The organism is Acinetobacter sp. 778_lipA, from assembly GCF_058242985.1.
This window is the reverse complement of the sequence record NZ_JBZAYT010000001.1, coordinates 1473779-1497356: the sequence shown is the minus strand read 5'-3', so window position 1 is coordinate 1497356 and position 23578 is coordinate 1473779. Positions and strand designations below refer to the sequence as shown.

Annotated in this window: 22 protein-coding genes; 8 read left to right on the top strand and 14 right to left on the bottom strand. The window is 41.2% G+C overall.

Features of this window, described 5'->3' with window-relative positions; genetic code table 11:
- Window positions 1-93 precede the first annotated feature (93 nt).
- The 7 genes from AC4CUY_RS07025 to AC4CUY_RS06995 all read left to right on the top strand — a co-directional run bounded on the left by AC4CUY_RS07025 (window position 94) and on the right by AC4CUY_RS06995 (window position 7904).
- Window positions 94-1203 carry a muconate/chloromuconate family cycloisomerase gene (locus AC4CUY_RS07025; RefSeq protein WP_490773869.1) on the top strand — a complete coding sequence of 370 codons (1110 nt, stop codon included), beginning with the start codon at window positions 94-96 and terminating at the stop codon, window positions 1201-1203.
- Between the two features lie 14 nt (window positions 1204-1217).
- Complete coding sequence (catC, locus tag AC4CUY_RS07020) at window positions 1218-1508, top strand: muconolactone Delta-isomerase (protein ID WP_004820442.1); 291 nt, start codon at window positions 1218-1220, stop codon at window positions 1506-1508.
- A gap of 136 nt (window positions 1509-1644) precedes the next feature.
- Window positions 1645-2328 (top strand): 3-oxoacid CoA-transferase subunit A, encoded by a 684-nt coding sequence (locus AC4CUY_RS07015; protein ID WP_327858467.1) that lies wholly within the window; start codon window positions 1645-1647, stop codon window positions 2326-2328.
- Window positions 2329-2330: 2 nt separating this feature from the next.
- Complete coding sequence (locus tag AC4CUY_RS07010; RefSeq protein ID WP_336954095.1) at window positions 2331-2978, top strand: 3-oxoacid CoA-transferase subunit B; 648 nt, start codon at window positions 2331-2333, stop codon at window positions 2976-2978.
- A gap of 139 nt (window positions 2979-3117) precedes the next feature.
- Window positions 3118-4332: a 3-oxoadipyl-CoA thiolase gene (pcaF, locus tag AC4CUY_RS07005; RefSeq protein ID WP_490773868.1), complete on the top strand. Its 1215-nt coding sequence runs from the start codon at window positions 3118-3120 to the stop codon at window positions 4330-4332.
- A gap of 10 nt (window positions 4333-4342) precedes the next feature.
- A complete protein-coding gene (pcaD, locus tag AC4CUY_RS07000) occupies window positions 4343-5140 on the top strand; it encodes a 3-oxoadipate enol-lactonase (RefSeq protein WP_490773867.1) in 798 nt (265 codons plus the stop codon).
- A gap of 274 nt (window positions 5141-5414) precedes the next feature.
- A complete protein-coding gene (locus AC4CUY_RS06995) occupies window positions 5415-7904 on the top strand; it encodes a penicillin acylase family protein (protein ID WP_419820613.1) in 2490 nt (829 codons plus the stop codon).
- 68 nt (window positions 7905-7972) lie between these two features.
- Here the strand turns inward: AC4CUY_RS06995 and AC4CUY_RS06990 are convergent, their stop codons facing one another.
- From AC4CUY_RS06990 to AC4CUY_RS06935, 12 genes are all read right to left on the bottom strand, one after another.
- Window positions 7973-8902, bottom strand: coding sequence for a SphA family protein (locus AC4CUY_RS06990; RefSeq protein ID WP_490773866.1), 930 nt, complete (start codon window positions 8900-8902; stop codon window positions 7973-7975).
- 103 nt (window positions 8903-9005) lie between these two features.
- Window positions 9006-10496: an aldehyde dehydrogenase family protein gene (locus tag AC4CUY_RS06985; protein ID WP_224965224.1), complete on the bottom strand. Its 1491-nt coding sequence runs from the start codon at window positions 10494-10496 to the stop codon at window positions 9006-9008.
- A gap of 66 nt (window positions 10497-10562) precedes the next feature.
- Complete coding sequence (locus AC4CUY_RS06980; RefSeq protein WP_490774660.1) at window positions 10563-12164, bottom strand: GMC family oxidoreductase; 1602 nt, start codon at window positions 12162-12164, stop codon at window positions 10563-10565.
- Window positions 12165-12290: 126 nt separating this feature from the next.
- Window positions 12291-13199, bottom strand: coding sequence for a transcriptional regulator FeaR (feaR, locus tag AC4CUY_RS06975; protein ID WP_336954099.1), 909 nt, complete (start codon window positions 13197-13199; stop codon window positions 12291-12293).
- A gap of 136 nt (window positions 13200-13335) precedes the next feature.
- Complete coding sequence (locus AC4CUY_RS06970; RefSeq protein ID WP_390883196.1) at window positions 13336-14295, bottom strand: p-hydroxyphenylacetate 3-hydroxylase reductase component; 960 nt, start codon at window positions 14293-14295, stop codon at window positions 13336-13338.
- A 65-nt stretch (window positions 14296-14360) separates the two neighbouring features.
- Complete coding sequence (locus tag AC4CUY_RS06965; protein WP_004721592.1) at window positions 14361-15314, bottom strand: PDR/VanB family oxidoreductase; 954 nt, start codon at window positions 15312-15314, stop codon at window positions 14361-14363.
- A gap of 34 nt (window positions 15315-15348) precedes the next feature.
- Window positions 15349-16086 (bottom strand): SDR family NAD(P)-dependent oxidoreductase, encoded by a 738-nt coding sequence (locus AC4CUY_RS06960; protein ID WP_419360181.1) that lies wholly within the window; start codon window positions 16084-16086, stop codon window positions 15349-15351.
- Between the two features lie 10 nt (window positions 16087-16096).
- Window positions 16097-16582: an aromatic-ring-hydroxylating dioxygenase subunit beta gene (locus AC4CUY_RS06955; protein ID WP_490773865.1), complete on the bottom strand. Its 486-nt coding sequence runs from the start codon at window positions 16580-16582 to the stop codon at window positions 16097-16099.
- Between the two features lie 10 nt (window positions 16583-16592).
- Entirely contained in the window at window positions 16593-17870 is a 1278-nt protein-coding gene (locus AC4CUY_RS06950) for an aromatic ring-hydroxylating oxygenase subunit alpha (protein ID WP_490773864.1), read from the bottom strand.
- Between the two features lie 30 nt (window positions 17871-17900).
- Complete coding sequence (locus AC4CUY_RS06945; RefSeq protein WP_490773863.1) at window positions 17901-18428, bottom strand: nuclear transport factor 2 family protein; 528 nt, start codon at window positions 18426-18428, stop codon at window positions 17901-17903.
- A 42-nt stretch (window positions 18429-18470) separates the two neighbouring features.
- Window positions 18471-19637: an acyl-CoA dehydrogenase family protein gene (locus tag AC4CUY_RS06940; protein WP_490773862.1), complete on the bottom strand. Its 1167-nt coding sequence runs from the start codon at window positions 19635-19637 to the stop codon at window positions 18471-18473.
- Window positions 19638-19655: 18 nt separating this feature from the next.
- Window positions 19656-20768, bottom strand: a complete 1113-nt coding sequence (locus AC4CUY_RS06935; RefSeq protein WP_490773861.1) for an amidase — start codon at window positions 20766-20768, stop codon at window positions 19656-19658.
- Window positions 20769-20915: 147 nt separating this feature from the next.
- On the opposite strand from AC4CUY_RS06935, the gene AC4CUY_RS06930 reads away from it, so the two are divergent.
- The gene (locus AC4CUY_RS06930) at window positions 20916-21383 is read left to right on the top strand and encodes a MarR family winged helix-turn-helix transcriptional regulator (RefSeq protein ID WP_419328761.1); all 468 of its coding nucleotides are present in this window, start codon (window positions 20916-20918) and stop codon (window positions 21381-21383) included.
- A 54-nt stretch (window positions 21384-21437) separates the two neighbouring features.
- On the opposite strand, the gene AC4CUY_RS06925 is transcribed toward AC4CUY_RS06930, so the two are convergent.
- Together AC4CUY_RS06925 and AC4CUY_RS06920 are read right to left on the bottom strand one after the other, a co-directional pair.
- Window positions 21438-22433: a 3-hydroxybutyryl-CoA dehydrogenase gene (locus AC4CUY_RS06925; protein WP_490773860.1), complete on the bottom strand. Its 996-nt coding sequence runs from the start codon at window positions 22431-22433 to the stop codon at window positions 21438-21440.
- 1 nt (window position 22434) lies between these two features.
- Window positions 22435-23541 carry an NAD/NADP octopine/nopaline dehydrogenase family protein gene (locus tag AC4CUY_RS06920; protein ID WP_490774659.1) on the bottom strand — a complete coding sequence of 369 codons (1107 nt, stop codon included), beginning with the start codon at window positions 23539-23541 and terminating at the stop codon, window positions 22435-22437.
- Window positions 23542-23578 lie beyond the last annotated feature (37 nt).

The window sequence follows — 23578 nt, the reverse complement described above, 5'->3', positions numbered from 1 at the left end:
TTTAAGTATCTAAAAATACCAAAATCGGCCTAGTTAAAGATATTACATTAAATTAGGGTATATAAATAGATTGATACTTAAGAAATAACCACGATGTACAAGTCCATAGAAACGCTGTTAATCGAAATTCCAACGATACGCCCTCACAAGATGGCCGTTGCGACAATGCAAACCCAAACCTTGGTCCTGATTAAAATCACGACTGAAGATGGTTTAATTGGCTGGGGTGAAGCGACCACAATTGGCGGTTTAGGTTATGGTGAAGAAAGCCCTGAAAGTGTAAAAACCAATATTGAAACCTATTTTGCGCCATTGTTAAAAACACTGTCTGGTGCCAATATTGCCCAAACAATGCAAGTGATCCATCGTAATATCAACGGTAATCGTTTTGCGAAATGTGCTGTTCAAACTGCATTATTAGATATTCAAGCGCAACGTTTAGGTCAACCTCTGAGTGAGATTCTAGGCGGTCGCTTACGTGACAGTATTCCTGTGCTTTGGGTTTTGGCGTCGGGCAATACCGAAAAAGACATTGCCGAAGCAGAAAAAATGATTGCGTTAAAACGCCACAATGTCTTTAAGTTAAAAATCGGTTCACGTCCTGTTGAACAAGATGTTGAGCATGTATTGGCAATCAAAAAAGCCTTGGGTGCAGACATCTCAATTCGTGTAGACGTTAACCGTGCTTGGTCTGAACTGAATGCAATTAAAGGGATTCAAATGCTTCAAGATGGTGGTGTTGACCTGATTGAACAGCCTTGCGCAATTCAAAATATTGATGCTATGCAACGTCTTAGCCGTAAGTTTGATATCGCGATCATGGCAGATGAGTCGTTAACTGGTCCACAAAGTGCTTATAACTTGGCAAAAACCAATGCAGCCTCTGTTTTTGCGGTAAAAGTTGCGCAATCTGGTGGTCTGATTGAAGCATGCGAAGTCGGTAAAATCGCCAATCTGGCAGGTATTGATCTTTATGGTGGCACTATGCTTGAAGGTCCTGTTGGAACAATTGCCTCAGCACATGCCTTCGCTACATTTAGCAATCTCGCAGCGGGAACTGAATTATTTGGCCCACTGCTACTGACTGAAGAAATTTTAAAAACACCGCTTCAATATGGCAATTTTGAGCTCAAAATTCCAACTGGTCCGGGCCTCGGCATTGAACTAGATGAAGACAAAATCGACAACCTGCGTCGTCAATAATTCAAGGAGCTGACATGCTTTTCCAAGTACGAATGGATGTACACATCCCCCTCGATATGCCCGTCGAAAAAGCCAATGAAATTAAAGCAATTGAAAAGGCTTATTCACAAGATTTACAACGTCAAGGGAAATGGCGTCATATCTGGCGTATTACAGGCCAATACTCAAACACCAGTATTTTTGATGTAGAGAGTAATGAAGAACTCCACAATATTTTACAGGGATTGCCTTTATATCCTTATATGAATATCGAAGTGACTGCTTTAAACCGTCATCCGTCTTCAATTCGAGAAGATGACCATTAAGCAGCGGGTGTAAATTCATTGACCAAATAACTGTGAGATAAGTTCTTTCTCACAGTTTTTTAAGTTTCTATACATGTCTATCTTTGCTAATACGGCATGTATAGAAATTTAAAAACATGGATAAAAGGTTCGTCTTATGATTGATAAAAGTAAGCTCTCGTTGTCTGAGGTTCTATCTCAAATCAAAGATGGTGCAACCATTATGATTGGTGGCTTTGGAACAGCAGGACAGCCCGCAGAGCTGATCGATGGGCTGATTGAACTTGGCGTTAAAGATCTGGTGATTGTCAATAACAACGCAGGCAATGGCGATTACGGTCTGGCGAAACTACTTAAATCAGGTGCAGTCCGTAAAATCATCTGTTCTTTCCCCCGTCAGTCTGACTCTTGGGTATTCGATGAACTCTATCATGCGGGAAAGATCGAACTGGAACTGGTTCCTCAAGGTAATCTCGCCTGTCGTATTCAAGCCGCGGGGATGGGTTTAGGTGCAGTCTTTACCCCAACAGGCTTTGGTACTTTATTGGCAGATGGCAAGGAAACACGTCATATCGATGGCAAAGACTACGTACTTGAATATCCGATTAAAGCAGACTTTGCATTGATTAAAGCACATCAAGGCGACCGTTGGGGCAACTTGGTTTATAACAAATCAGCACGTAACTTTGGTCCAATCATGGCGATGGCTGCAGATGTCACCATTGCACAGGTTTCAGAGGTGGTTGAACTGGGTCAGCTCGATCCTGAGCATATTATTACCCCAGGAATTTTTGTTCAGCATGTGGTTGCAGTTGATGCAGCCAATGGTAATGGAGAATAACAATGAGCTACCAAAAACTAAGCCGTGACCAAATTGCTGAACGTGTTGCCCAAGATATTCCCGATGGTGCATATGTCAATTTAGGTATTGGTTTACCGACCAAGATTTCAAAATACTTGCCAACAGACAAAGATGTATTCCTGCATTCTGAAAATGGTTTATTGGCTTTTGGTCCTCCACCCGCCAAAGGTGAAGAAGATCCTGAGCTGATTAACGCAGGCAAAGAATATGTCACCATGCTAACGGGTGGCTCGTTTTTCCATCACGGTGATTCTTTTGCCATGATGCGTGGTGGACATTTGGATATTGCTGTATTGGGTGCATTCCAAGTGGCGGCCAATGGCGACCTTGCCAATTGGCATACCGGTGCGGCGGATGCGATTCCTGCGGTGGGTGGTGCAATGGATTTGGCTGTAGGGGCCAAGAAAGTCTTTATCACCACAGACCATGTAACCAAGCAAGGTGAACCTAAGATTGTTGAAGAACTGAGCTATCCTGTGACAGGTAAGCATTGTGTTGATCGTATCTATACTGACTTATGCGTGATTGACGTGACCCCAGAGGGTTTAAAAGTGCTTGAAAAAGTTGCAGGTCTGAGCTTTGAAGAATTACAGGCTTTGACGGGTGCTCAATTGATTGATGCGACATAGGGATAATAAATCCCTCCCTTGCGGAATGATTAAATCTCCCCTAACCCCTCTTTATGAAAGAGGGGGAACTTCTTCTTTTACAAAGAGGTGAGCTGCGGTAGTAGCAGCGCAAGGGAGATTATTTAAGGATATAAACAACATGAAAAACGCTTACATCATAGATGCCATCCGTACCCCATTTGGTCGTTATGCCGGTGGTCTTGCGCCAATACGTGCAGATGATCTCGGTGCTATTCCAATTCAAGCATTGATACAACGTAATCCAACAGTAGATTGGCAACAAGTCGATGATGTGATTTATGGCTGTGCCAATCAGGCCGGTGAAGACAACCGTAATGTCGGGCGTATGTCAGCATTATTGGCAGGCTTACCTTATCAAGTGCCAGCCACTACAGTGAACCGTTTATGTGGATCATCACTGGATGCGATTGCCATGGCAGCTCGCGCCATTAAAGCCAATGAAGCTGATTTAATCATTGCTGGTGGTGTTGAAAGCATGAGCCGTGCGCCCTATGTGATGGGTAAATCGGACAGTGCTTTTGGACGTAGTCAAAAGATTGAAGACACCACTATGGGCTGGCGTTTTATCAATCCAAAGCTCAAAGAAATGTATGGTGTGGACAGCATGCCACAAACCGCTGAAAACGTGGCAGAGCAATTCAATATTAACCGTGCGGATCAAGATCAGTTTGCGCTAAACAGCCAACAACGTACTGCGGCAGCACAAGCTCAAGGTTTTTTCAAAAATGAGATTGTGCCCGTCACTATTCCCCAGCGTAAAGGTGATGCTGTGCTTGTGGATACAGATGAACATCCACGTGCATCAACGACTTTAGCCGCACTGACAAAACTTAAAGGTGTGGTAAAAGCTGATGGCACGGTCACGGCGGGTAATGCATCGGGAATTAATGATGGTGCAGCGGCCTTATTGATTGCTTCAGATGAAGCTGTAGAAAAATACCAATTAAAACCACGTGGGAAAATTATTGCAGCAACCACTGTGGGGGTTGAACCAAGAATTATGGGCTTTGCACCCGCGCCTGCGATTAAGAAACTACTTAAACAAGCCGATCTTAGTTTAGCGCAAATGGATGTGATTGAGCTAAATGAAGCCTTTGCTGCCCAAGCTTTGGCTGTCACCCGTGATTTAGGTTTGGCCGATGATGATGCACGTGTCAATCCTAATGGTGGGGCGATTGCCTTAGGTCATCCTTTGGGCGCATCAGGTGCCAGACTGGTGACCACTGCCCTAAATCAGCTTGAACAGATCAAGGGTGAATATGCCCTATGTTCAATGTGTATCGGTGTCGGGCAAGGGATTGCACTCATTATTCAACGTGTTGATCAAAATTAAGGAACGAGCAATGCCAACTTTTCAATCAGCGGATGCACAGATTAATTATCAAAGTTTTGGAAACCCTAATTCCCCTGCACTGGTCTTTTCAAATTCCTTAGGGACCAACTATGGCATGTGGCAAAAGCAGTTCAATTATTTTAAAGAACGTTTTTTTGTCATTTGCTATGACACCCGTGGACATGGTTCTTCATCTGCGCCACAAGGTCCTTATACCTTGCCCCAATTGGCTGAAGATGTGATTCGATTACTGGATCATTTAAATATTGAAAAAGCCAGTTTCTGTGGCATTTCTATGGGGGGATTAACAGGTCAATGGTTAGCCATCCATTATCCACAACGATTTAATGCTGTTGTTATCAGTAATACCGCAGCAAAAATCGGACAAGAACAAGCATGGCTAGATCGTGCCCAACTTGTCCGAGAACAAGGTTTAACCAGCATCGCAGCAACCGCTGCATCACGTTGGTTTACAGATCCCTTTATCCAAAGTCATCCTGCAATTGTCAATAATCTGTGTAACGACTTAAGTGCTGGCAGCACAATAGGTTATGCCAATTGTTGTGAGGCTTTGGCTAAAGCGGATGTCCGCAATCAACTCAAAGACATCACAATTCCAGTTTTGGTCATTGCAGGAACGCAAGACCCTGTAACTACTGTTGCAGATGGGCAATTTATACAACAGCACATTCCGCAATCCCAACTTGTGGAAATTCAAGCATCGCATATTTCAAATATTGAATGTCCTGAAGCATTCAATGCTGCACTTGAAAAATTTCTCTCTGAAATTCTTACGACTGAGCTTTGACACTTAATTTTTGACGCAGCATAAAGGGATAGAACATATCCCTTTATTTTTTGGCATTTCATCAAGACTTGAGAAAGAATATTTAAAATAAAATGATGAGATAAAATTAAGTCTATTTATTTAAAAGTATAAATATATACCCACAAAGTAATAGAAAATTACATATAAAAATAACAATCATTTTATTTATTCAGGACCTGTATATCGATAAATCTACTGTTTTTAGAAAACATCTAAAAGCATTTATTTCCCAACACTCTATTTCTCAACAATAATGAAAAGGATATTTCAATTGAAAAAAAGCCCCTCAAATAATCAACTGAGCGATAAACACCACTTAATCAAATTAGGTGTTTTAAGTTGTTTATTGCTTGCAGGATGTAGTTCATCCTCTCGTTTAGAATCAAACCCAGTGCAAAAACAGGTCACGATTCAACGTGACAATTTTGGCACACCGCATGTCTATGCCAAGGATACTTATGGTCTTTTTTATGGCTATGCTTATGCAGTCGCAACTGATCGTTTATTTCAAATGGAAATGTCAAAACGTACAGGTTTAGGCACTGTTGCTGAAGTTCTCGGCCCTGATTATCTACAATATGATATTGCAACCCATAGTCGTTTTAATCCTGAACAGATTAAACAACAAATTGCCCGACTTTCTCCTGAAGATCGTGCCATTTTCGATGGCTATGCCGCTGGTTTTAATAAGCGTGTCCAAGAGGTCTTAGCCAATCCGGAGCTGTTGCCTAAAGAATTTATTGATTATGACTTTAAACCATCGACATGGCAGCAAGAAGATATCGCAATGGTCTGGGTGGGCTTAATTCTCAATCGCTTTTTTTCAGCCAGTTCAGAAGTCTCAAATTTAGATTTACTGACTCAACTACAAAAAGAAAAAGGTCCAGAAACAGGATTAAAAGTTTATCAGCAATTACGTTGGTTAGATGATCCGAGTGCTCCTACAATTATTCAATCTAAAGCAAAACCACAAGTTTTAGCACGTCAACAACACATGTTAAAAGGTATAGCCCCTATCTCAGACCAAGCAGCCAAAAACTATTTAGCTCAAGCGCGTATTGCATTGGGTAAAAGTGTGGTTGATGGCGTCCCTACAGCCAGTAATGCTTGGGTGGTCAAAGGAGATAAAACGGTAGAAGGCCAAACGGTTTTATATAATGGCCCTCAACAAGGCTGGTACACGCCTGCCATTACTTATGCGGTTGGGTTACATGGTGCGGGCTATAATCTCACAGGGATTACCCCTGTCGGTCTACCTGCAATTCTATTTGGAACCAATGGAAAAATTGCTTGGGGTTCAACTGTCGGTTCGCTTGATACCAATGACGTCTATCAACTCAGCTTAAATCCGAGTAATTCAAAACAGTACCGCTATCAAGGCAGTTATATTCCCTTTGAACATCAACAGATCAAAATTAAAGTCCGTAATCAACCAGACCATGTTTTAGATGTGTATCAAAGTAAACAAGGCTTTGTCAGCACATGGGATGAAAAAAATCATACCGCCTATGCACAAAAACGTAGCTGGGAAGGTGTAGAGATTGAAACATTACTGGGCTGGGCCAATGCAGCAAAAGCGAGCAACTGGCAAGAATTCCTAGATCAAGCCAAACGTGTCGCGGCTTCGATTACGTGGTTTTATGCCGATACCCAAAATAATATTGGTGTCGCTGCATTGGGTCGTTTACCGATCCGCCCTGAAAACCAGCATATTCAACTGCCTGCTCAAGGTGATGGCTCAATGGAATGGCAGGGTTTCTATGATTTCTCACATAATCCCAAAGCCTATAACCCTGAAAAAGGCTATATTAGCAGTTGGAACAATAAAGCTTATGCGGATTTACGTTCCGATTCCTCCAACTTCTCTCATGTTGACCGTGTCAATGAACTGATTGAACCCCTAGAAAGTAAAGCAAAATTAAGCCAACAAGACATTTGGGATATCAATAAAATGGGCGCTTGGTCGGATCTGAATGCGCGTTATTTTATTCCCTATATGGTCAAAGCTGCGCAAAGCCCGAACGCATCACCTTTAGCAAAGAAAATCGCACCGATATTGGCGAGTTGGGACTTCAAACTTCGTCCTGACAGTGAGGCTAAATTCTATCAAGGCGTAGCACCTGTCATTATGCGTACATGGCTCAATCAAATGATTGAATTGGTGCTTAAACCAAATTTATCTGAAAATATTTATGCGCGTTACACAGATACCCTTTACCCAGTAAATAATGACCCACGGAGTACACAACCTGCGAATGCATCTAAACTGATCTGGAATGCGCTGCAAGGCAAACAAGCCAGTGTTGCTCAAACCGTTGATTTCTTAAAAGGACAATCAGCAGATGATGTGGTGTTAACTGCCTTGGAAAACACCTTAATTCAGCTTTCAACACAATATCATTCAGATCAACCCAATGATTGGAAAATTCCTGTTGCCACAATGGGATTCTCCAACAAAAACTCAGTGGGTATTCCATGGGCTGATCAGGCGCATCAACAACAGCTGAGCACCTATGGGAATACAGGGAGTGCAACCTTTAGAGTGGTACTCAATCCCAATCACGTCAGCATGTGTTCAATTCTTGCACCAGGTCAAAGTGGATTTATTCATCGCAATGGAAAGACCGATGCACACTTTGCCGATCAGCTCCCATTATTTGAAAACTATCAATGTAAGGATGATGCGGTAAGCCAAAAGCAAATTGATCAAGCAACACAACAAAGTATGACTTTAACCTATTAATTTTTAATCGAAACAGCCCAATATATAGATATATTGGGCTGTTTCGATTTTAAAGCTTATCAAATCCATCATTTTTGAAAATGATGTACATACCGAAAAATCATACTGGTCCCTTGTGGTCGATTTTCTGCATCTTGTTCAAAATAAGCATTTGCAACAAGATGGTCATGGGGAGAAAAACTATACATCGCCCCTGGACCGATCGCCCATACCTGTTCACGTCGTCCTTTGACATTTTCACCATCCACCTGTGTATCTGTGATTTGATTGAGCCAATATCCATTTATTCCTAACCGAAGCTGTGGTGTGACTGCATAACTACTTTCAAAGTTGGCATGTAACGCTTGCCCAGCCTTTATGTCTTCAGCATTCCCAAAACTATAATTTGGATCATTATTCTTAAAGTTATAAAGATAGTGTAAGCGTGTCGAAAGTGTCCATTTGGGATTCAGCCAATAGGTTGCAGCCCAGTATGGATCAAGTGACACTGCATTGGCACTAGGGTTTATATCCTTATTATGATCATATTCACCTGTAGGTAAATTAATTTGAAATTCAAAACGATGGGAAAACTTAGGCCCGTCTTGCCCCATCACTGGATCAAATTGGATAAAAGGGCCGATAATAATGTCGCCCAGTCCCCTATTTGCTTTAATAGCTTGATTATTGAGGCCATCATCCACATCTACATGTGCCAGCACAGGAATCACCATATTTAAGCCAAGATTACCACTGCCCAATTTGATATCTGACATATAACTGATTTGCTGAACAATCGATTGATAATCAATCTCTGACTGAGGGAGTGCGATTTTGTTGCCATGTGTATCGCGAATACTATCCGCGCGATAATTCTGAAAATAGGTTTGTGCATACCAACCACTACCTGCTGGAACTGCACCGTCTACAAAACTCGATAGACCTAAATTCACAGTTGGCAGATCACTGGCAAAACTTGTATGCGTAATAAAAATCAGACCCAGTATTTTCTTATTCATCTTCAATATCCTTATTGTTGAGGCAAAATCCTCCTACAGGTAGCAATTGATGCTGCTACCTTTTTCTAACTGGATTTGCCAGTTTAAATAATATTGTGCATTTTTAATAACGGATCATCACTGACTTTAATTCAGTGTAATCCTCAATAAATGCGTCTGAAAATTCACGACCCAGACCAGACGCTTTGACACCACCAAAAGGAACGGCAGGATCAAGGAATGTGTGCATATTCACCCAGACTGAGCCTGCTTCAATTTGCGGAATGAGTCGCAAAGCTTTCGCCAAATCATTGGTCCATATACTTGCAGTTAAACCAAAACGAGAATGATTCATCATTGAAATTAACTCTTCATCACTTTCAAAAGCAATCACATCCACCACAGGTCCAAATGTTTCCTCAATAAATAATGGATCGTCAATACCCCGCACTGTTAATAAAGTTGGCTCTACAAAATAGCCTGTTCCTGCAATGACTTTACCACCACAAATGATTTGATTATTTTGATAAGCAAGATCCAGATAATGTTTAACCTTCTCAAAATGTGGCTTATTTGAAAGTGGACCAAACATAGAGGATTCATCCAGTGGTGAACCTATTTTAAATTGTTGAAGAGCTCCGGCTGCTTTTTGAATAAACTCTTCATATTTAGAGCAATGCACAAAAAAACGTTCTGGTGCTGCACACACTTGACCTTGATGGACAAAACTGGCTTGTAACAGTGTTGGTAAAATTTCATCGATTTGAGTATCCGCTAAAATCGCAGCTGCATTTTTTCCGCCTAGTTCTAAGCTGACACGGGTTAAATCGTTATGCATCGCTTGTTTACCAATCGCAATTCCTGTGGGTACAGAACCTGTAAACGAGACTTTTTTAATCTTTTTAGAGTCAATTAAATATTGGCCAGTTTCTCCTGTGCCTGTGACAATATTAATCACACCTGCGGGGATGCCTGCTTCTATTGCAAGCTCGGCTAAACGTAATAATGAAAGTGTTGTGAACTCACTAGGTTTAAGCACGATTGTACAACCCGTTGTCAATGCCGAACCAATCTTCCAACATCCGATCATCAAGGAAAAATTCCACGGCACTATTCCTGCCACAACCCCAACAGGTTGACGCACTGTATAAGCTGTATATTTTTCACCATTGGCTGAGGGAATAGAAGGTTGCATGGTTTGACCATGAATCTTGGTGGCCCAACCAGCAAAATATCTTAAAAACACGACAGTCTGAGCAACTTCTAAGTGTCGAGAAAGATTAATCAACTTGCCTGTAGTCAAAGTTTCTAGTTGTGCTAATTCCTCCGCATGCTGTTCAACCAGATCAGCAAGCTTATTCAGCTTTTGCCCACGCTCATAAGGTGATGTATTGGCCCAAGCATGTAGAAAAGCATCTTGCGCACTGTTTACAGCGGCCTCAACATCTAGTTTAGTCCCAATCGCAATACTTGAAACAGGCTGTTCCGTTGCTGGGTTAACCAGCTCAATTCGAGTACGCGTATCATCGACTTCAATATGTTGTCCATGAATAAAATGACCGTGTTGACGTTGCAAAAAAGTTTGGACACTCGCTAAAATTTGTACTTGGTTCATCTTGTTATCCTGTGTTCTATATAGAAATCTTGGCAATTTAGGTTCAGCAATCTCTATGAGATTCAATTATGCATTTAGAATAAAGTCAGCACCGCGCTCACCAATCATGATGGCAATGGCGTTGGTATTTCCACTTGGTACTTGTGGGCAAATGGAACAGTCAATCACGCGTAAATTTTGAAAACCATATACTTTAAGGGTTTGGTCAGTAACGGAGTCTTGTGAAGAATTGCCCATTTTACAGCTGCCTGCTGGATGGTAGACCGTTTTAATATTTTGACGCATCCACAGATCAATCGCAGCAATGTCATCGGGATCGATATTTGCTGGTTCAATAATATCTTTGACTATAGATTTTAATGCAGGCTGTTGTAGTAAACGCAGCCCTGTCTGAACCGCGCGAATATTGGCATCAATATCTTCTTTATGACCTAAATAGTTTGGATCAATGATCGGCAAAGCATTTGGGTCTTTACTGCTTAAACGTAAACTGCCTCGTGCTTTGGGTTGTACATGTCCAACCTTAATGGTGAGACCATGTTCTTGTGCCACTGCTTTTTCACCTGGCGTATTATCAAAATTATCCAGTACTGGCAAGAAATGGAACTGTACATCAGGTCGGCCATGGTTATTGGTATCAATAAAGCCACCGCCTTCTAAAATATTAGACGTTAATAAACCAGAACGGGTAAAGCGCCATTGTAAAAAGTGCCGTAGTGCTTTTAAACCTTGATCTTCCCCAAGCAAGCTATTCTTGGTTTTAACAGTTGCATTCACTGACATATGTAAATGATCATGAAAATTCTCACCCACAGGTAAGTCTTGAATACATTCAATGCCCAGTTCATTTAAATGCTGTTTTGGACCAATACCTGAGAGTAATAAAACTTTTGGACTACCAATTGCACCAGCACTGACAATAATTTCTTTGCTTGCGTGCACAGTAACAGTGGGTTTTCCAGCAATGCTATAGGTTACACCTGTCGCCCGACCAGCATGTGTTTCGATTTTATGAACCAGTGCATCGGTCACCACAGTAATATCTGCAAGATGTTCAACCGCTTTTAAATAGGTCTTTGCAGTGCTGGCTCTTTCACCATGCAGGGTTGTTGTTTGATAAAAGCCGACACCCGCTTGATCCCATCCATTGAGATCATTGACATATTTCATCCCCATTTGCTGACCTGCTTGAATACAGGCAAGTGTTAAAGGATGACGATAACGATTTTCACTGACAGGCAAAATACCCTCTTGTCCGTGATACTCATCCGCAAGGCTTTCATTTTTTTCAGCTTTTTTAAAAAATGGAAGCACATTTTGATAAGACCACTTGTTGCAGCCCCATTCAGATGCCCATAGATCATAATCCTGACGTTGTCCACGACAGTACACCATGCCATTGACAGAGCTCCCTCCGCCAAGGACTTTTCCTTGTGCAAGAATCATTTCACGATGATTACAATGTTTTTGTGGAACCGTCATATACGGCCATGATTTTTGTTGAAATACTTTGATCACTGTTGCTGGGATCGTATGGAACATACTATTGTCCTTCGTCCCCGCCTCTAAAACCAGCACTCGTCCTGCGTTTGCTTGTAATAATCGTGCTGCGACCACACAGCCTGCCGACCCTGCCCCAATAATAATATAGTCATATTCTGCTTGCATCATGCTTGCCTACTCATCCAATTCCTTGAATAAGATTTCACCATGATTACAGCGGATGTTCTTGTTTAAACGTGACTCACTTTATGCAAAATTGTGACATTGACAGCAGATCTAAAAATTCATCGACTACACTTTTAAGCGATATTGTTTCGGTGAAAGCCCGATCATCTTACGGAACAATTTTGAGAAATGAGCACTGTCACCAAATCCCCACTTCAAAGCAATTTCAGTAATCGACAGACTTTTATTTTTGCCATCTTTTAATTCATACTGAATTTTTTCGATACGATGCATTTGAATAAACTTGTGTACAGATTGCTGTTGATGTTCAAATAATCGGTGTAAATGCCGAAGTGAAATCCCTAAGTGATTTGCGATCATTTGTGCATTTAAACTTTGCTGATTGAGATGCTCAAAAATAAATCGCTCTGCTTTTATTTTGAGATGACTGGAAATTTCAATATTTTTATAATTAATTGTCGGTTTGATTAAAGCAATCAAGGCATCTTCAAAAGCATTACCATCCTCTTTTGCATACCAAAGTTCAATATTTTCAGGTGATAGGTTTTGCAACATACCTTTCAGCAAATGCCCACTCATATTAGAAGTATTTAATTTGCCAAAATGATCAACCGTAATGCCTTGCCTGAATAATTTCTCGCGCGATAAATGCACTGAAACATGACTAAATAAACCTTGTGGATACATATCAATCGTTTCATCAGGATCAAGTAAGGTAATCTCACCTTCATTTAAATCAATATTTTGATCTTTATAAACAATCCGCATCTTGCCTGTGTACTGAATCACCAAAAAGCAGAAACGATCTTTCACTCGATCAGGCATACCACTTTTTCTGCAAATATGACTGGCATTACTTTTTATAAAAGCAACCTCTGTCTCTCCCAGTAAAAAGAACTTTACTTCACCAATAAATAAATTATTCTGTTTATCAAAGGTCGTCTCAAAGTTACCACAAACCTTTTGAATAGATTGCTTCCACTGTACAATTTCATTTTCTTTAGCTTGATTCATATCCATTCCTCTTGGACAGATCGATTCAATAACTTGAATAGCTTTGCTTTGTCTTTTCCAACACCATTAAAAATTCTATCTCAATCAATCCAAATAACCGACAAATTCATCTAGATGTTTGTCGGTCAGTTGATGATTATACAATCCCCGCAATATCTTTTAAAATTTTAATAAAAATTTCCTTTTCATTTTCAGGATATTTTTCAAAAACTTCATTTTGATGGCTATCAGCAATATCAAACAGATAATGTGCGGTTTTCTTGCCCTTTTCCGTTAACTTAAAAAAACCTTCCGTTTCAATCAATAAACCATCTTTTTTTAAGATAAGCGCAGCTTGTTCGATCTCACGCATCGGCATGGCAATATCACGTGGTAAATCTGCTTTATTGGATGCGGTACCACTGCCTAACACCAATAATAATCTTGCTTCACTGGTGCGAAATCCAGTGATTAACTGCTTCGGAATATAATCGGTCTGATAAAATTTAAACGCCCGACTCATTAAATAACAGACATTACTATATAAATGCCCTTGGTGTAATTCGCCTAAGTCTTCTGCTTCTACAGTATCTTTAAGCTGTAATAATGGATGAGGAATCACACCTGAATACGCTCCTTGGTGATACACCAACGGACTACGCCCTTGATCATGAAACTTAACGACTTTGCCAATAATAATCCAGTGATCACCACCTTCAATAATTTCATGTCGTTCACATTCAAACACTGCTGAACAATGGTCTAGAACTGGTGATTGACCTGCACCAACCTGATAACTTGTACCTTCATACTTATCGATATTGCGACGGGAAAATTTATTGGATAACTCAATTTGAGAACCCGATAAAATATTTACCGCAAAATGCGTAGCTTGCTCAAATACAGAAAAACTCGATGATTTTTTATCGATACTCCATAAAATGAGTGGTGGGTCTAAAGACACTGAATTAAAACTATTTGCAGTGACTCCAACCTTCTCACCTTGCTCATTTTGTGCCGTCACAATGGTCACACCTGTAGCAAAATTACCCAATGCCCGTCTAAATTGCATTGGATCTATTTTGATTTCATCCATTGATTTTAATGAATTCATTATTCTCTCCTGAATCTTTTATCCTATTTAGCTCGGTATCTGAAATTGCTTAGTCCTGTTAAAAGCAATTAAATATCCAGTACCAATCGTGCTGACTTTGCACGGGAACAGCACACCAGTATTTGTTCATTACTGGCTTTTTCTTCATCAGTAAAATACACATCGCGATGATCAGGCTCACCTTCGATCACATCGCACATACAGGTTCCGCAGACGCCCTGTTCGCAAGACATTTCAATCTCAATCCCTTCACGTGCCAGTGCTTGCAGAATGGTTTCTTCGGCATTGACCATGATGATCTTGCCACTACGCTCAGCAACAACTTCAAATGCATCACCGTTGGTTTCAACCTCAACCTGAAAATATTCCTTATGAATCTGTTGCTCAGGAAAATTTTGTGTCAAAGCCAAATTAATCACCCAATCCATAAATCCATTGGGACCACAGGTATAGATATGGCTTGCTTTGTCTATGTCCTGAATGGCAGATTGAAAAAACTCACGATGGCTGGCCCCTTCCGATTTAAAATGAAAGGTGGTAAATGGCGCCAATACACTATTTCTAATTTCATCAACAAAGGCACATTGCTCTGGGCTTGCCCCGCAATAATGCAGTTCAAAAGATGCGTTTTCTTGTACCAATTGATAGGCCATGGTGATCAAAGGGGTAATTCCAATCCCCCCACCCACCAGTACAGCATGTTTGGCTTTGACTAATGGAAACAGGTTTTTGGGTTCACTGACCTGTATTTGCATACCATCTTTTAAATCATCAAAAGCCGATACTGAACCACCACGCGATTCAGGATCACGTAAAATCCCCAGTCTGAATATGCCAACATCCTTTGGGTTTTGGCATAGTGAGTACTGACGCACCATACCATTGGGTAAGTGCACATCAATATGCGCACCTGCTTCAATTTTTGGTAATGTGGCAGAATTTGCAGATTCAAACTCCATGACTGCAACATTCCCACCTTCTACATGACGGTTTCTGACAACCACGTTATAGAGTGTAGCCATGATTTATCTCCCTTTTATGCATCTCGCTCAAGGCTTAACGCATAAATAATCCACCGTTAATATCCCACGTCGCCCCAGTGACAAATGCAGCGCTTGGGCTTGCCAACAAGGCACAGGTTTCAGCAATAAATCCCATACTACCTAATGCTTTGACTGGGATATTTTGAATAAATTGCGCCATTTTTTCGTCAGATACCACACTGTGTACAATCGGTGATTCCATTGGCCCAGGTGCTATGGCGTTTACAGTCACGCCTTTAGCAGCAAACTCTTTGGCAAAGATTTTGGTCAAAGTCACAATTGCACCTTTAGTTGCAGCATAGTGTGCTCCTGTCGCAGTACCTCCATTTTGCCCTGCCAATGAAGCCATATTGACGATACGACCATAGCCTTGATCCGCCATATACTTGCCAATAATTTGACACGCTTGAAAGGTTCCTCGCTGATTCACTTGGGTGATCCAATCAAAGTCAGCTGCAGTAATCTCTAAAACAGGAGTTGCCTTAGTGACCGTCGCATTATTAATCAACACATCCAATTTACTGAATTTTTGTTGAATCCACTGCACTGCGGCATGAAAATCTTGCTCAACTGAAATATCCAGTTTTAACGCAAACATATTCTCCGCATTAGGACTACGTGCTTTGGCATTTTCAGCCTTTTCTAAGCTGCTGGCAGAGACAATCACTTGATGCCCCTGTGCTGCAAAATATTCGGCGATCACATTCCCTAAACCAGATGCTGCGCCCGTGACTAAAACAACCTGTTTCATTTTTGCGCTCCTAGAGGATGTAACTGATACCCGCCAAAGTATCGGTCGAGTTGACTAAGTTGATAATTTTACGATTGATCTTAAAGCCTTGTTCTGGATTACGAACCAAATGAAAAATCACATCTGCGGTGTAATGTTTTAAGCTTTCCTTACGGAATTCACGGAGGTTTTGTGCACAGCGTAAAATGATTTCACCATCCTCATCTTTTACGACACGGATACGTGACACGCTACGGACGGTATTGGCTTTGGGTGCAGTCGAAATCGCTTCACCATTTTCCAAACGTTCTACCCGTAATGTACGCATATGATTGTTGTCATAGGCATAGTTCAAATTATTTTCATAATCCTTGAGTGTCGGATCAATCGGAATGATATACACGCCTTTTTCATTCCATAGATTGAGCCATTCACGGTATTCACTATGGTCTAACATGTCAGCTTCAGCCCAAACAAAAGCAGTCACTTCATTTAATAATTGCAAATTCACGTTCATGCTACTCTCCTTAAGCCATCATCATCTTTTTCCACTGCTGATAAGCAGCGCGCATTCCAGTTTCTGCACTGACATCGCTTTTTAAGCCATCTTCAGTTTTTACTTCACCAGGTAAACCACGGTTCAACATGATCCATAAATCCTGACCAGCATTGGCACCATGTTGCACACGCTCCCATGCTTCCGAGTCATCTGGTGTACCAAAACCAAATGGACCTTGGAAATGTTCATGTAGACGTAAGCGATATTGATTGGCAATCTGTGGCCCACCATCCATCGTAATCACAGAATGATGAATTTCAGTTTCATTGACTGAAATCGGTTGCATGACACGGAAGAAAGCCATTGAACAGGCAATGTTTGGGAACAGGTTTAAGTTAAAACCAGAACCGCCCACAGCACGTACAATACGGCGTACTTCAAGTTCTTCATGTCCTTCATCTCGTAACGCTTGCGCGAGCTCTTCAAAACGTTCCTGAATTGGGCGTTCCATCAATTCTTCATCTAAATCAACCAGTTCAGGAATCATCACCATGACACTGTGCCCATTGCCTAAATCTTCAACATAGCCAGGTTGATTTTCAAAATTAAATAATTCTTCAGTCTTCTCATCGACTGAACTTAAGAATGACTTATGTACCAACGGAAAATGATAGGCATCGGTGGTGTTTTCCAGTTGAATTTTCCAGTTGCCTGGGAAACGGAAACGATGTTCACCCAATACTTTAATTGGATAACCTGCGCCTTGTTTCATAAACAAATCAATCCATTTTTTCGCTGCACCTAAGAAATCCGCTAAAGGTTCAATATCATCTTTAAAGGTGGCGAAAATCATACCGTTGTATTCTTCAACACGTAGGCTAATCAATGGAAACTCTGATTTATCTAGACATTCACCATAACTTTCAGGTGAAGGTACACCACGTAATGAACCATCCAGTGCATAGCTCCATCCGTGATATGGGCAAACAAAACTGTTGGTTTTGCCTTTTTTATGTTCACATACCGTTGCTGCACGATGGCGGCAACGATTGAGCAATACATGGACTTTTTTCTTACGGTCACGTACAACGACCACAGGTTGCTTACCAATATTAATAGTTTTATAGCTACCACCATCTGGAATTTCGCTGGCATGTGCCACCCAAACCCAAGTGCTGTAATAAATCTTTTCCATTTCATCATCAAAGACACGTGCATCTTTATATAAAGAGGTATGCGCACGATCACTTTGAACTAACTCGCTGTAATCAATATTAATATTCTGCATTGGAATAATACTGTTCATATCCATTATCCTTTTCAATTTATCCATAACTTATTGCTGAGACGGTACTGGCAATATCGCTGTACTGTTCCAGTGAGACACAGGGCGACTAAAAATATTTTCAGTCTGAAAATGTTTGATCTTCCATAGACCATCGGTTTGCTGTTTAAATTTCACACTGAGTTTTGCGGCATTTAAATGGCTATCTCCATTGAGAAAGGTCGAGGTTTGCAACATCAACCAGCTTGCATTGGCCTGATCGCCTGCAATATAAATTTGTTCTGAACTGACAAAATGTGCATTCATCACAAAATGTGATTCGGTTTGGGTATAACTTTTAAACATGTCAAAAATGGCTTGCCATGAAGCATAACGACCAAAAGATTGCGCATATTTCTCACCAATCCCTTCCCAAATACTGTCCTGATCAAATAAATCCATTAATTCATTGAGGTCAGTTTTGGCATTTAATCCATCACAAATTTCCATATAACGATGAATACAATTACGAATCGCATTTTGCGCTTCGAGCTGCTCTAAGCGTTGTAAGATAAGGGTCAAATCCATTTGGCTATTCATGTCATATCATCCTTGGACATCTCGTGATTATTTAAATTCGGCTTATAAATAACCGGGTGCTGGCTGCATACCAAAGCTCACCAAAGCGGCATTTTGTAAAGTGGCATCGCCCATAAAGGCATGCTGAGTCACCACATTGGTATCATTCACAAAACGGCTAAATGGGTTATGGGTATAAATTGCAGTCATGCCCGCCAGCATTTGAATTTTGCGCGTTACGCGTGCGCAAACTCGAGCAACATGGGTACAAGACAAGCGCATATTACTGATCTGTTCTGGTGTTGGAGTCTCACCTGCAATAATTTCATTCCAAACGATTTGCATAGTGTCGTAGAACCAAACACGTGCTGCTTTAAACTCAGCTTCGACTTGGGCAAATTCATATTGGGTGACTGGACGACTGGCAATTTCAGCACCACCTGTAATGGATGATTTGCCAGGTGCTAACTTTTGGAATTCTTCCAACGCTGCTGCTGCAACACCGATCCCGACCACAGTTAACACCTGTGTTGCCAATGACAGTGATGGATATTTAAAAAATGGTTCCGAAAGTTTAGACGGTTCACCACGGATAAAGGTCCAGTCATTGTTAACAAAAACATTATCCACAAGTAGATCATGACTTCCTGTTCCCTTTAAGCCGACCGTATCCCAAGTCATTTCGATTTTCGCTTGTTTTGCAGGGATAATTGCTAAGCGTGGGAGACCTTGTGTGGTGTTGTTGACCTGTGGACTAATCCCCACCCCAATAATATCTGCCCCCATACAACCACTTGAAAATTTCCATCGACCTTTTACCACCACACCATCAGCTCTTAAATCTGCGGGTTGCGGTGGAAAAATACCTGCTGCAAATACAATATCTGGGCTCTCTTTATATAATTCTTCAAGTGTTGCTTCAGGCAGGCTACCCAAATAAGCAGGGCTCATCCCAAAACTCGCAACCCATCCCACAGACCCATCCGCTTTAGACAGACGCTCAATCAATTCACAAAATTGTTGAGGTGACCATTCATTGCCACCAAAACGTTTTGGTACCAATGCACGATAAACACCAATCTGTTTCAACTTATCGATGATGTCTTGACTCACATACGCTTGGTTATCGAACTCGCCTGTACAAGCACGTTCTCGAATCTCCTGACAGAGTGCTTCTAATTCCGTTATTGTTGTGTCCATTACAAATTCCTTTGTCGATAAATTATTCATTACCCAACTCCTTGTCATTTATTGCGCGGCATCCACGATATATTTCGCAATTGCACACAGCAGCTCATCCGAATTTCGTTTCGCCACGATTTGTAAACCCACTGGTTGTCCTTCGCTGGTTTTGAGCGGTATTGAAATTGCCGGATGTCCAGATAAATTGAATGGACGCACCAATGAAGTTAAGTTCAACAGTGCAACCATATGTTCTGCATCGATTAATTTGGGTGGGATTTGCGGAAGGGTTGGCAGTAACACGGCATCATATTTTTCCAATAAGCCGTCAATTTCATTGATAAATTGTACTTTGACCGCTTCCGCCTCTTTTACTTGTTGCGCCGTGGTTTGCGCAGATTTGAGCAAGCGAGCATGGATATCGTCACCCAGCAAACCAGTTTTGGTTAACTCACCATACGCCTGCCAATTTTCATAATTAATGATCTGCATCCCTGCATCATAAGCAGGTTCAAACCATTCAGATTTCACTGGTGTAGCTGACAAATTCGCCTGAGCAAGAAAATGCTGAATACAGTTCAATACCGTTGGGTTCGCATTTACCTCAAGCCAAGCCAGTTTCGGCATATGCACTAATTTTTCCAAAGTATGAAAGCTTGGATCAATTATCTGCATCGCGGTTTCAATCATTGCAACCGAAGCGGCAAATGGTCCCACGCAATCCAGCGAACTCATGGCTGGATGTATCCCTTGACGACTGACGCGATTGAATGTCGGCTTAAAACCATACACTCCACAACATGCCGCTGGCATACGAATTGAACCACCAGTATCGGTACCTAAAGTAAAATCAGCCAGACCTGCGGCTACGGCAGCAGCAGACCCACTCGATGAACCACCTGGAATTAGATCAGGATATTGAGGATTGATTGCAGTGCCAAAAACAGGATTGATCCCGGTAATTCCAAAAGCCAGCTCATGCAGATTGGTTTTTGCAGTAATTTGGCAATCCTCTGCCAAAATACGATCTACCACTTCTGCATTTTTTGTTGCAGAAGGCTTATCCATCAAGGCTTTGCTCCCGATCATGGTTTTAAGACCTTGAATATCAATAGAATCTTTCACCATGACTTTTAAAGCACCGTGTCCTATTTGTACGTCTTGTACAACAATATTCATTCACTTTTCCATGTATTTTTGTACTTAATACCAATATCGGAAAAAGTAATGTAATTGTCAAGATATTTTTATCAGAAAGAGCAAAGATTTTTTCTTTAATTTTTGTATAATGATGAATATTCATCTTTATAAAGTTATCACTTTGCTATGCTTACTCATTTAGAACAATTTCTACCTAATAATGAACCTAGCAGCTTACAAAGCTATCCTTTCTTTTGGATTTCTCAAGTGAATGGTAAATATACACAACTTATTGAAAAATCAATAAAAAAATTAGGTATCGACAATACACGTCGTAAAATCATTTTAAGTACCAATGCTTTGCAACAAGCCAGTATTACCGAAATTGCCAACCTCTCTACCCTTAAATTGACCACAGCAACTAAAGCCATTTATCGCTTGGTTGAAGATGATATTGTGCAGGTTTTTTCGTCAGAGTCTGATGAACGTATTTCGATGGTCAAGCTCACAGAAAAAGGCAAAGAACTGGTAGAGCAGATCAATCAAATCAGCCAAGTGACTTTATCTGGGATTTTAAATGCCTTTGAAGATGAAGAATTGCATCAGTTAAATGCACAGTTGAAAAAGCTATTCAATTTGATGCCATCAAGCTAAAAGCTGTAAATAAACGCCCATTAGCTGAATGCAATGGGCGAATTGTTCGGTTCATCACGTTGCGGACTGTAAAATATTGAACGATGGTTTTAAATTACTTTTTTCAATTCGATCTGAAAAGGTGCGTAAGACATCTTGTTTATATTGATGAATATCCACATCCGCATAATTATAAAAGCCCTGCTTTTCACGAAGGCCATTACGCTGCTGCCGCATATTTTCCGCAATAATTTCAGGTGTACAAAAACGCTCACCCAGCTCTTTTTGCAAATATTGCGAGGCATAATATAAAATATCGCCACCGCCCCAATCAATAAACTCCAATAAGCCTAAAACAGAAAAACGCAAACCAAAACCAGTACGAATAGCAATATCAATATCTTCTGCCGAAGCGACTCCATCTTCAACCATACGTGCCGCTTCATTCATTGCCAAGGCCTGAATCCTTGGCACGATATAGCCCGCCTTGGCATTACAAACCACAGGTACCTTACCAATCGCCTGTAGAAATTGCTTAAGCTGAGTCAACACCTCATTTGAGGTCTGGTCAGAACGGCTTAACTCCACCATAGGCATGAGATAAGCAGGATTTAGCCAATGTGCATTGACTACTCGCTCAGGATGCGAAATCATTTGCGCAATATCCGTCACTAAAAATGTGGAGGTGGTCGAAGCCACAATACACTGCTGTGAAAGATATTGATCCAGCCAAGCAAAAATTTCTTGTTTGGCTTGTTTTACTTCTGGTACAGCCTCAATGATCAACGCACAGCTTGGCAATATGCCTGTAGCAGCTTGTTTAGATAAAATCGCAATCTTATCCAAAACAAAAACTTGCTGCTCCGCTTGAATAAACTGAATTTTCTCAAGCAACTGTAACTCTTGCTGTAAATCAGCACGAATTTGAGTTTGATATTGTTCAAATTCAGCTTCACTACGTTGTTTTGCATCAATCAAATCAACGTTTAGTCCTGCATAGGCAAATGCAATCGCAATGGCTTTGCCCATACGTCCAGCGCCAAGCACCGCAATTTTTTCGATCATCTGCATTTTAGACACCTTGTTGCAAAATCGCTTGCAGTTCTGCTGGGCTTTTATCCGCAAGACCTAAACGCTCAAAAGTACGCCCTTGTTGATATAAATCCTTACCCGTGACCGCTGACGCGATATTCAACAATCCTTCAGCAACAGGGGTTGCAACACCTGCCCAACGTCCCACAGAAACTAAAAAAGATAATCCTAAACGAGTGTCTTCTAACATATAGCGATGTGAATCTAAATCGATATCCTCACGCCAGTCACCGCTGTCGGTTAATTTTCCATGTGCCCCACTTCCATACATCCATTCATCACCCTCACCTTCATGATTATAATGATCCGCCAAAGGAAAATGTGGTGCTGTATATCCCAATGCTTCACGCAGTTGCATTCGTTCCGCATCGAGTTGATTGGTGACACGACGAATTGAGGGTTGAGTACCTTCGTTATGAATATCCCACGCTTCAAAATGTTCAAGTGGACCTGCATTCATCAAAATCAGAGGTGGATGAATAATCGGTCCAGCATTCATCAATGCACCACTTAAGCTGTCTTCAACGGGTTCAACGCTAGGATATGCCTGCTTAAGCACTTGAAATGCATGTTGTGACAATACGCTTGGAAACACGCCTGTGGGTAACCGGGTCGCATAACCACTAATCACAATTTGATTCACCCCATGTTTACGCACCAGATAAGGCAAAGTTCCCGTTTCTGCAAATGCCACTTGCGCAGTGTTGCCTGCGTGTTGCATCGCCTTGGCAAAGATAAAACTACCAAATGTCGCTGGTGGTAAGTACACCACTTGCCCTGCTTTAAAAAATGGCGCTGCTTGATGGGCTAAATCATCATGTGTGGTCGCAGGTAATGGAATAATAATCAACTCGGCATGTTCAATGGCGCTTTGCAAATCATCAGACAAATTAATCTGACTCTTTTCAAAACCCACCGTCACAGTACGATCGCCCTGATAATCCTTAATCTTTAATTGCCCAGTGGCAGCAAGTTGTTGTAAAGCATCTGAATCACGGCGCCATAACAGCACCTCATGCCCTTTTTCAGCCATTTCTGCCGCAGCTGCATAACATCCATGGCCGCCACCTAAAACTGTAATTTTCATCATTGCTCTTCCTGATTTATTTCAATTCATCATAGAA

Excerpts from the sequence above, each read along its gene's own strand:
- AC4CUY_RS07025 (WP_490773869.1), top strand. The coding sequence starts at position 94 with ATGTACAAGTCCATAGAAACGCTGTTAATCGAAATTCCAACGATACGC.
- catC (WP_004820442.1), top strand. The coding sequence starts at position 1,218 with ATGCTTTTCCAAGTACGAATGGATGTACACATCCCCCTCGATATGCCC.
- AC4CUY_RS07015 (WP_327858467.1), top strand. The coding sequence starts at position 1,645 with ATGATTGATAAAAGTAAGCTCTCGTTGTCTGAGGTTCTATCTCAAATC.
- AC4CUY_RS07010 (WP_336954095.1), top strand. The coding sequence starts at position 2,331 with ATGAGCTACCAAAAACTAAGCCGTGACCAAATTGCTGAACGTGTTGCC.
- pcaF (WP_490773868.1), top strand. The coding sequence starts at position 3,118 with ATGAAAAACGCTTACATCATAGATGCCATCCGTACCCCATTTGGTCGT.
- pcaD (WP_490773867.1), top strand. The coding sequence starts at position 4,343 with ATGCCAACTTTTCAATCAGCGGATGCACAGATTAATTATCAAAGTTTT.
- AC4CUY_RS06995 (WP_419820613.1), top strand. The coding sequence starts at position 5,415 with ATGAAAAGGATATTTCAATTGAAAAAAAGCCCCTCAAATAATCAACTG.
- AC4CUY_RS06990 (WP_490773866.1), bottom strand. The coding sequence starts at position 8,902 with ATGAATAAGAAAATACTGGGTCTGATTTTTATTACGCATACAAGTTTT.
- AC4CUY_RS06985 (WP_224965224.1), bottom strand. The coding sequence starts at position 10,496 with ATGAACCAAGTACAAATTTTAGCGAGTGTCCAAACTTTTTTGCAACGT.
- AC4CUY_RS06980 (WP_490774660.1), bottom strand. The coding sequence starts at position 12,164 with ATGCAAGCAGAATATGACTATATTATTATTGGGGCAGGGTCGGCAGGC.
- feaR (WP_336954099.1), bottom strand. The coding sequence starts at position 13,199 with ATGAATCAAGCTAAAGAAAATGAAATTGTACAGTGGAAGCAATCTATT.
- AC4CUY_RS06965 (WP_004721592.1), bottom strand. The coding sequence starts at position 15,314 with ATGGCTACACTCTATAACGTGGTTGTCAGAAACCGTCATGTAGAAGGT.
- AC4CUY_RS06960 (WP_419360181.1), bottom strand. The coding sequence starts at position 16,086 with ATGAAACAGGTTGTTTTAGTCACGGGCGCAGCATCTGGTTTAGGGAAT.
- AC4CUY_RS06955 (WP_490773865.1), bottom strand. The coding sequence starts at position 16,582 with ATGAACGTGAATTTGCAATTATTAAATGAAGTGACTGCTTTTGTTTGG.
- AC4CUY_RS06950 (WP_490773864.1), bottom strand. The coding sequence starts at position 17,870 with ATGAACAGTATTATTCCAATGCAGAATATTAATATTGATTACAGCGAG.
- AC4CUY_RS06945 (WP_490773863.1), bottom strand. The coding sequence starts at position 18,428 with ATGAATAGCCAAATGGATTTGACCCTTATCTTACAACGCTTAGAGCAG.
- AC4CUY_RS06940 (WP_490773862.1), bottom strand. The coding sequence starts at position 19,637 with ATGAATAATTTATCGACAAAGGAATTTGTAATGGACACAACAATAACG.
- AC4CUY_RS06935 (WP_490773861.1), bottom strand. The coding sequence starts at position 20,768 with ATGAATATTGTTGTACAAGACGTACAAATAGGACACGGTGCTTTAAAA.
- AC4CUY_RS06930 (WP_419328761.1), top strand. The coding sequence starts at position 20,916 with ATGCTTACTCATTTAGAACAATTTCTACCTAATAATGAACCTAGCAGC.
- AC4CUY_RS06925 (WP_490773860.1), bottom strand. The coding sequence starts at position 22,433 with ATGCAGATGATCGAAAAAATTGCGGTGCTTGGCGCTGGACGTATGGGC.
- AC4CUY_RS06920 (WP_490774659.1), bottom strand. The coding sequence starts at position 23,541 with ATGAAAATTACAGTTTTAGGTGGCGGCCATGGATGTTATGCAGCTGCG.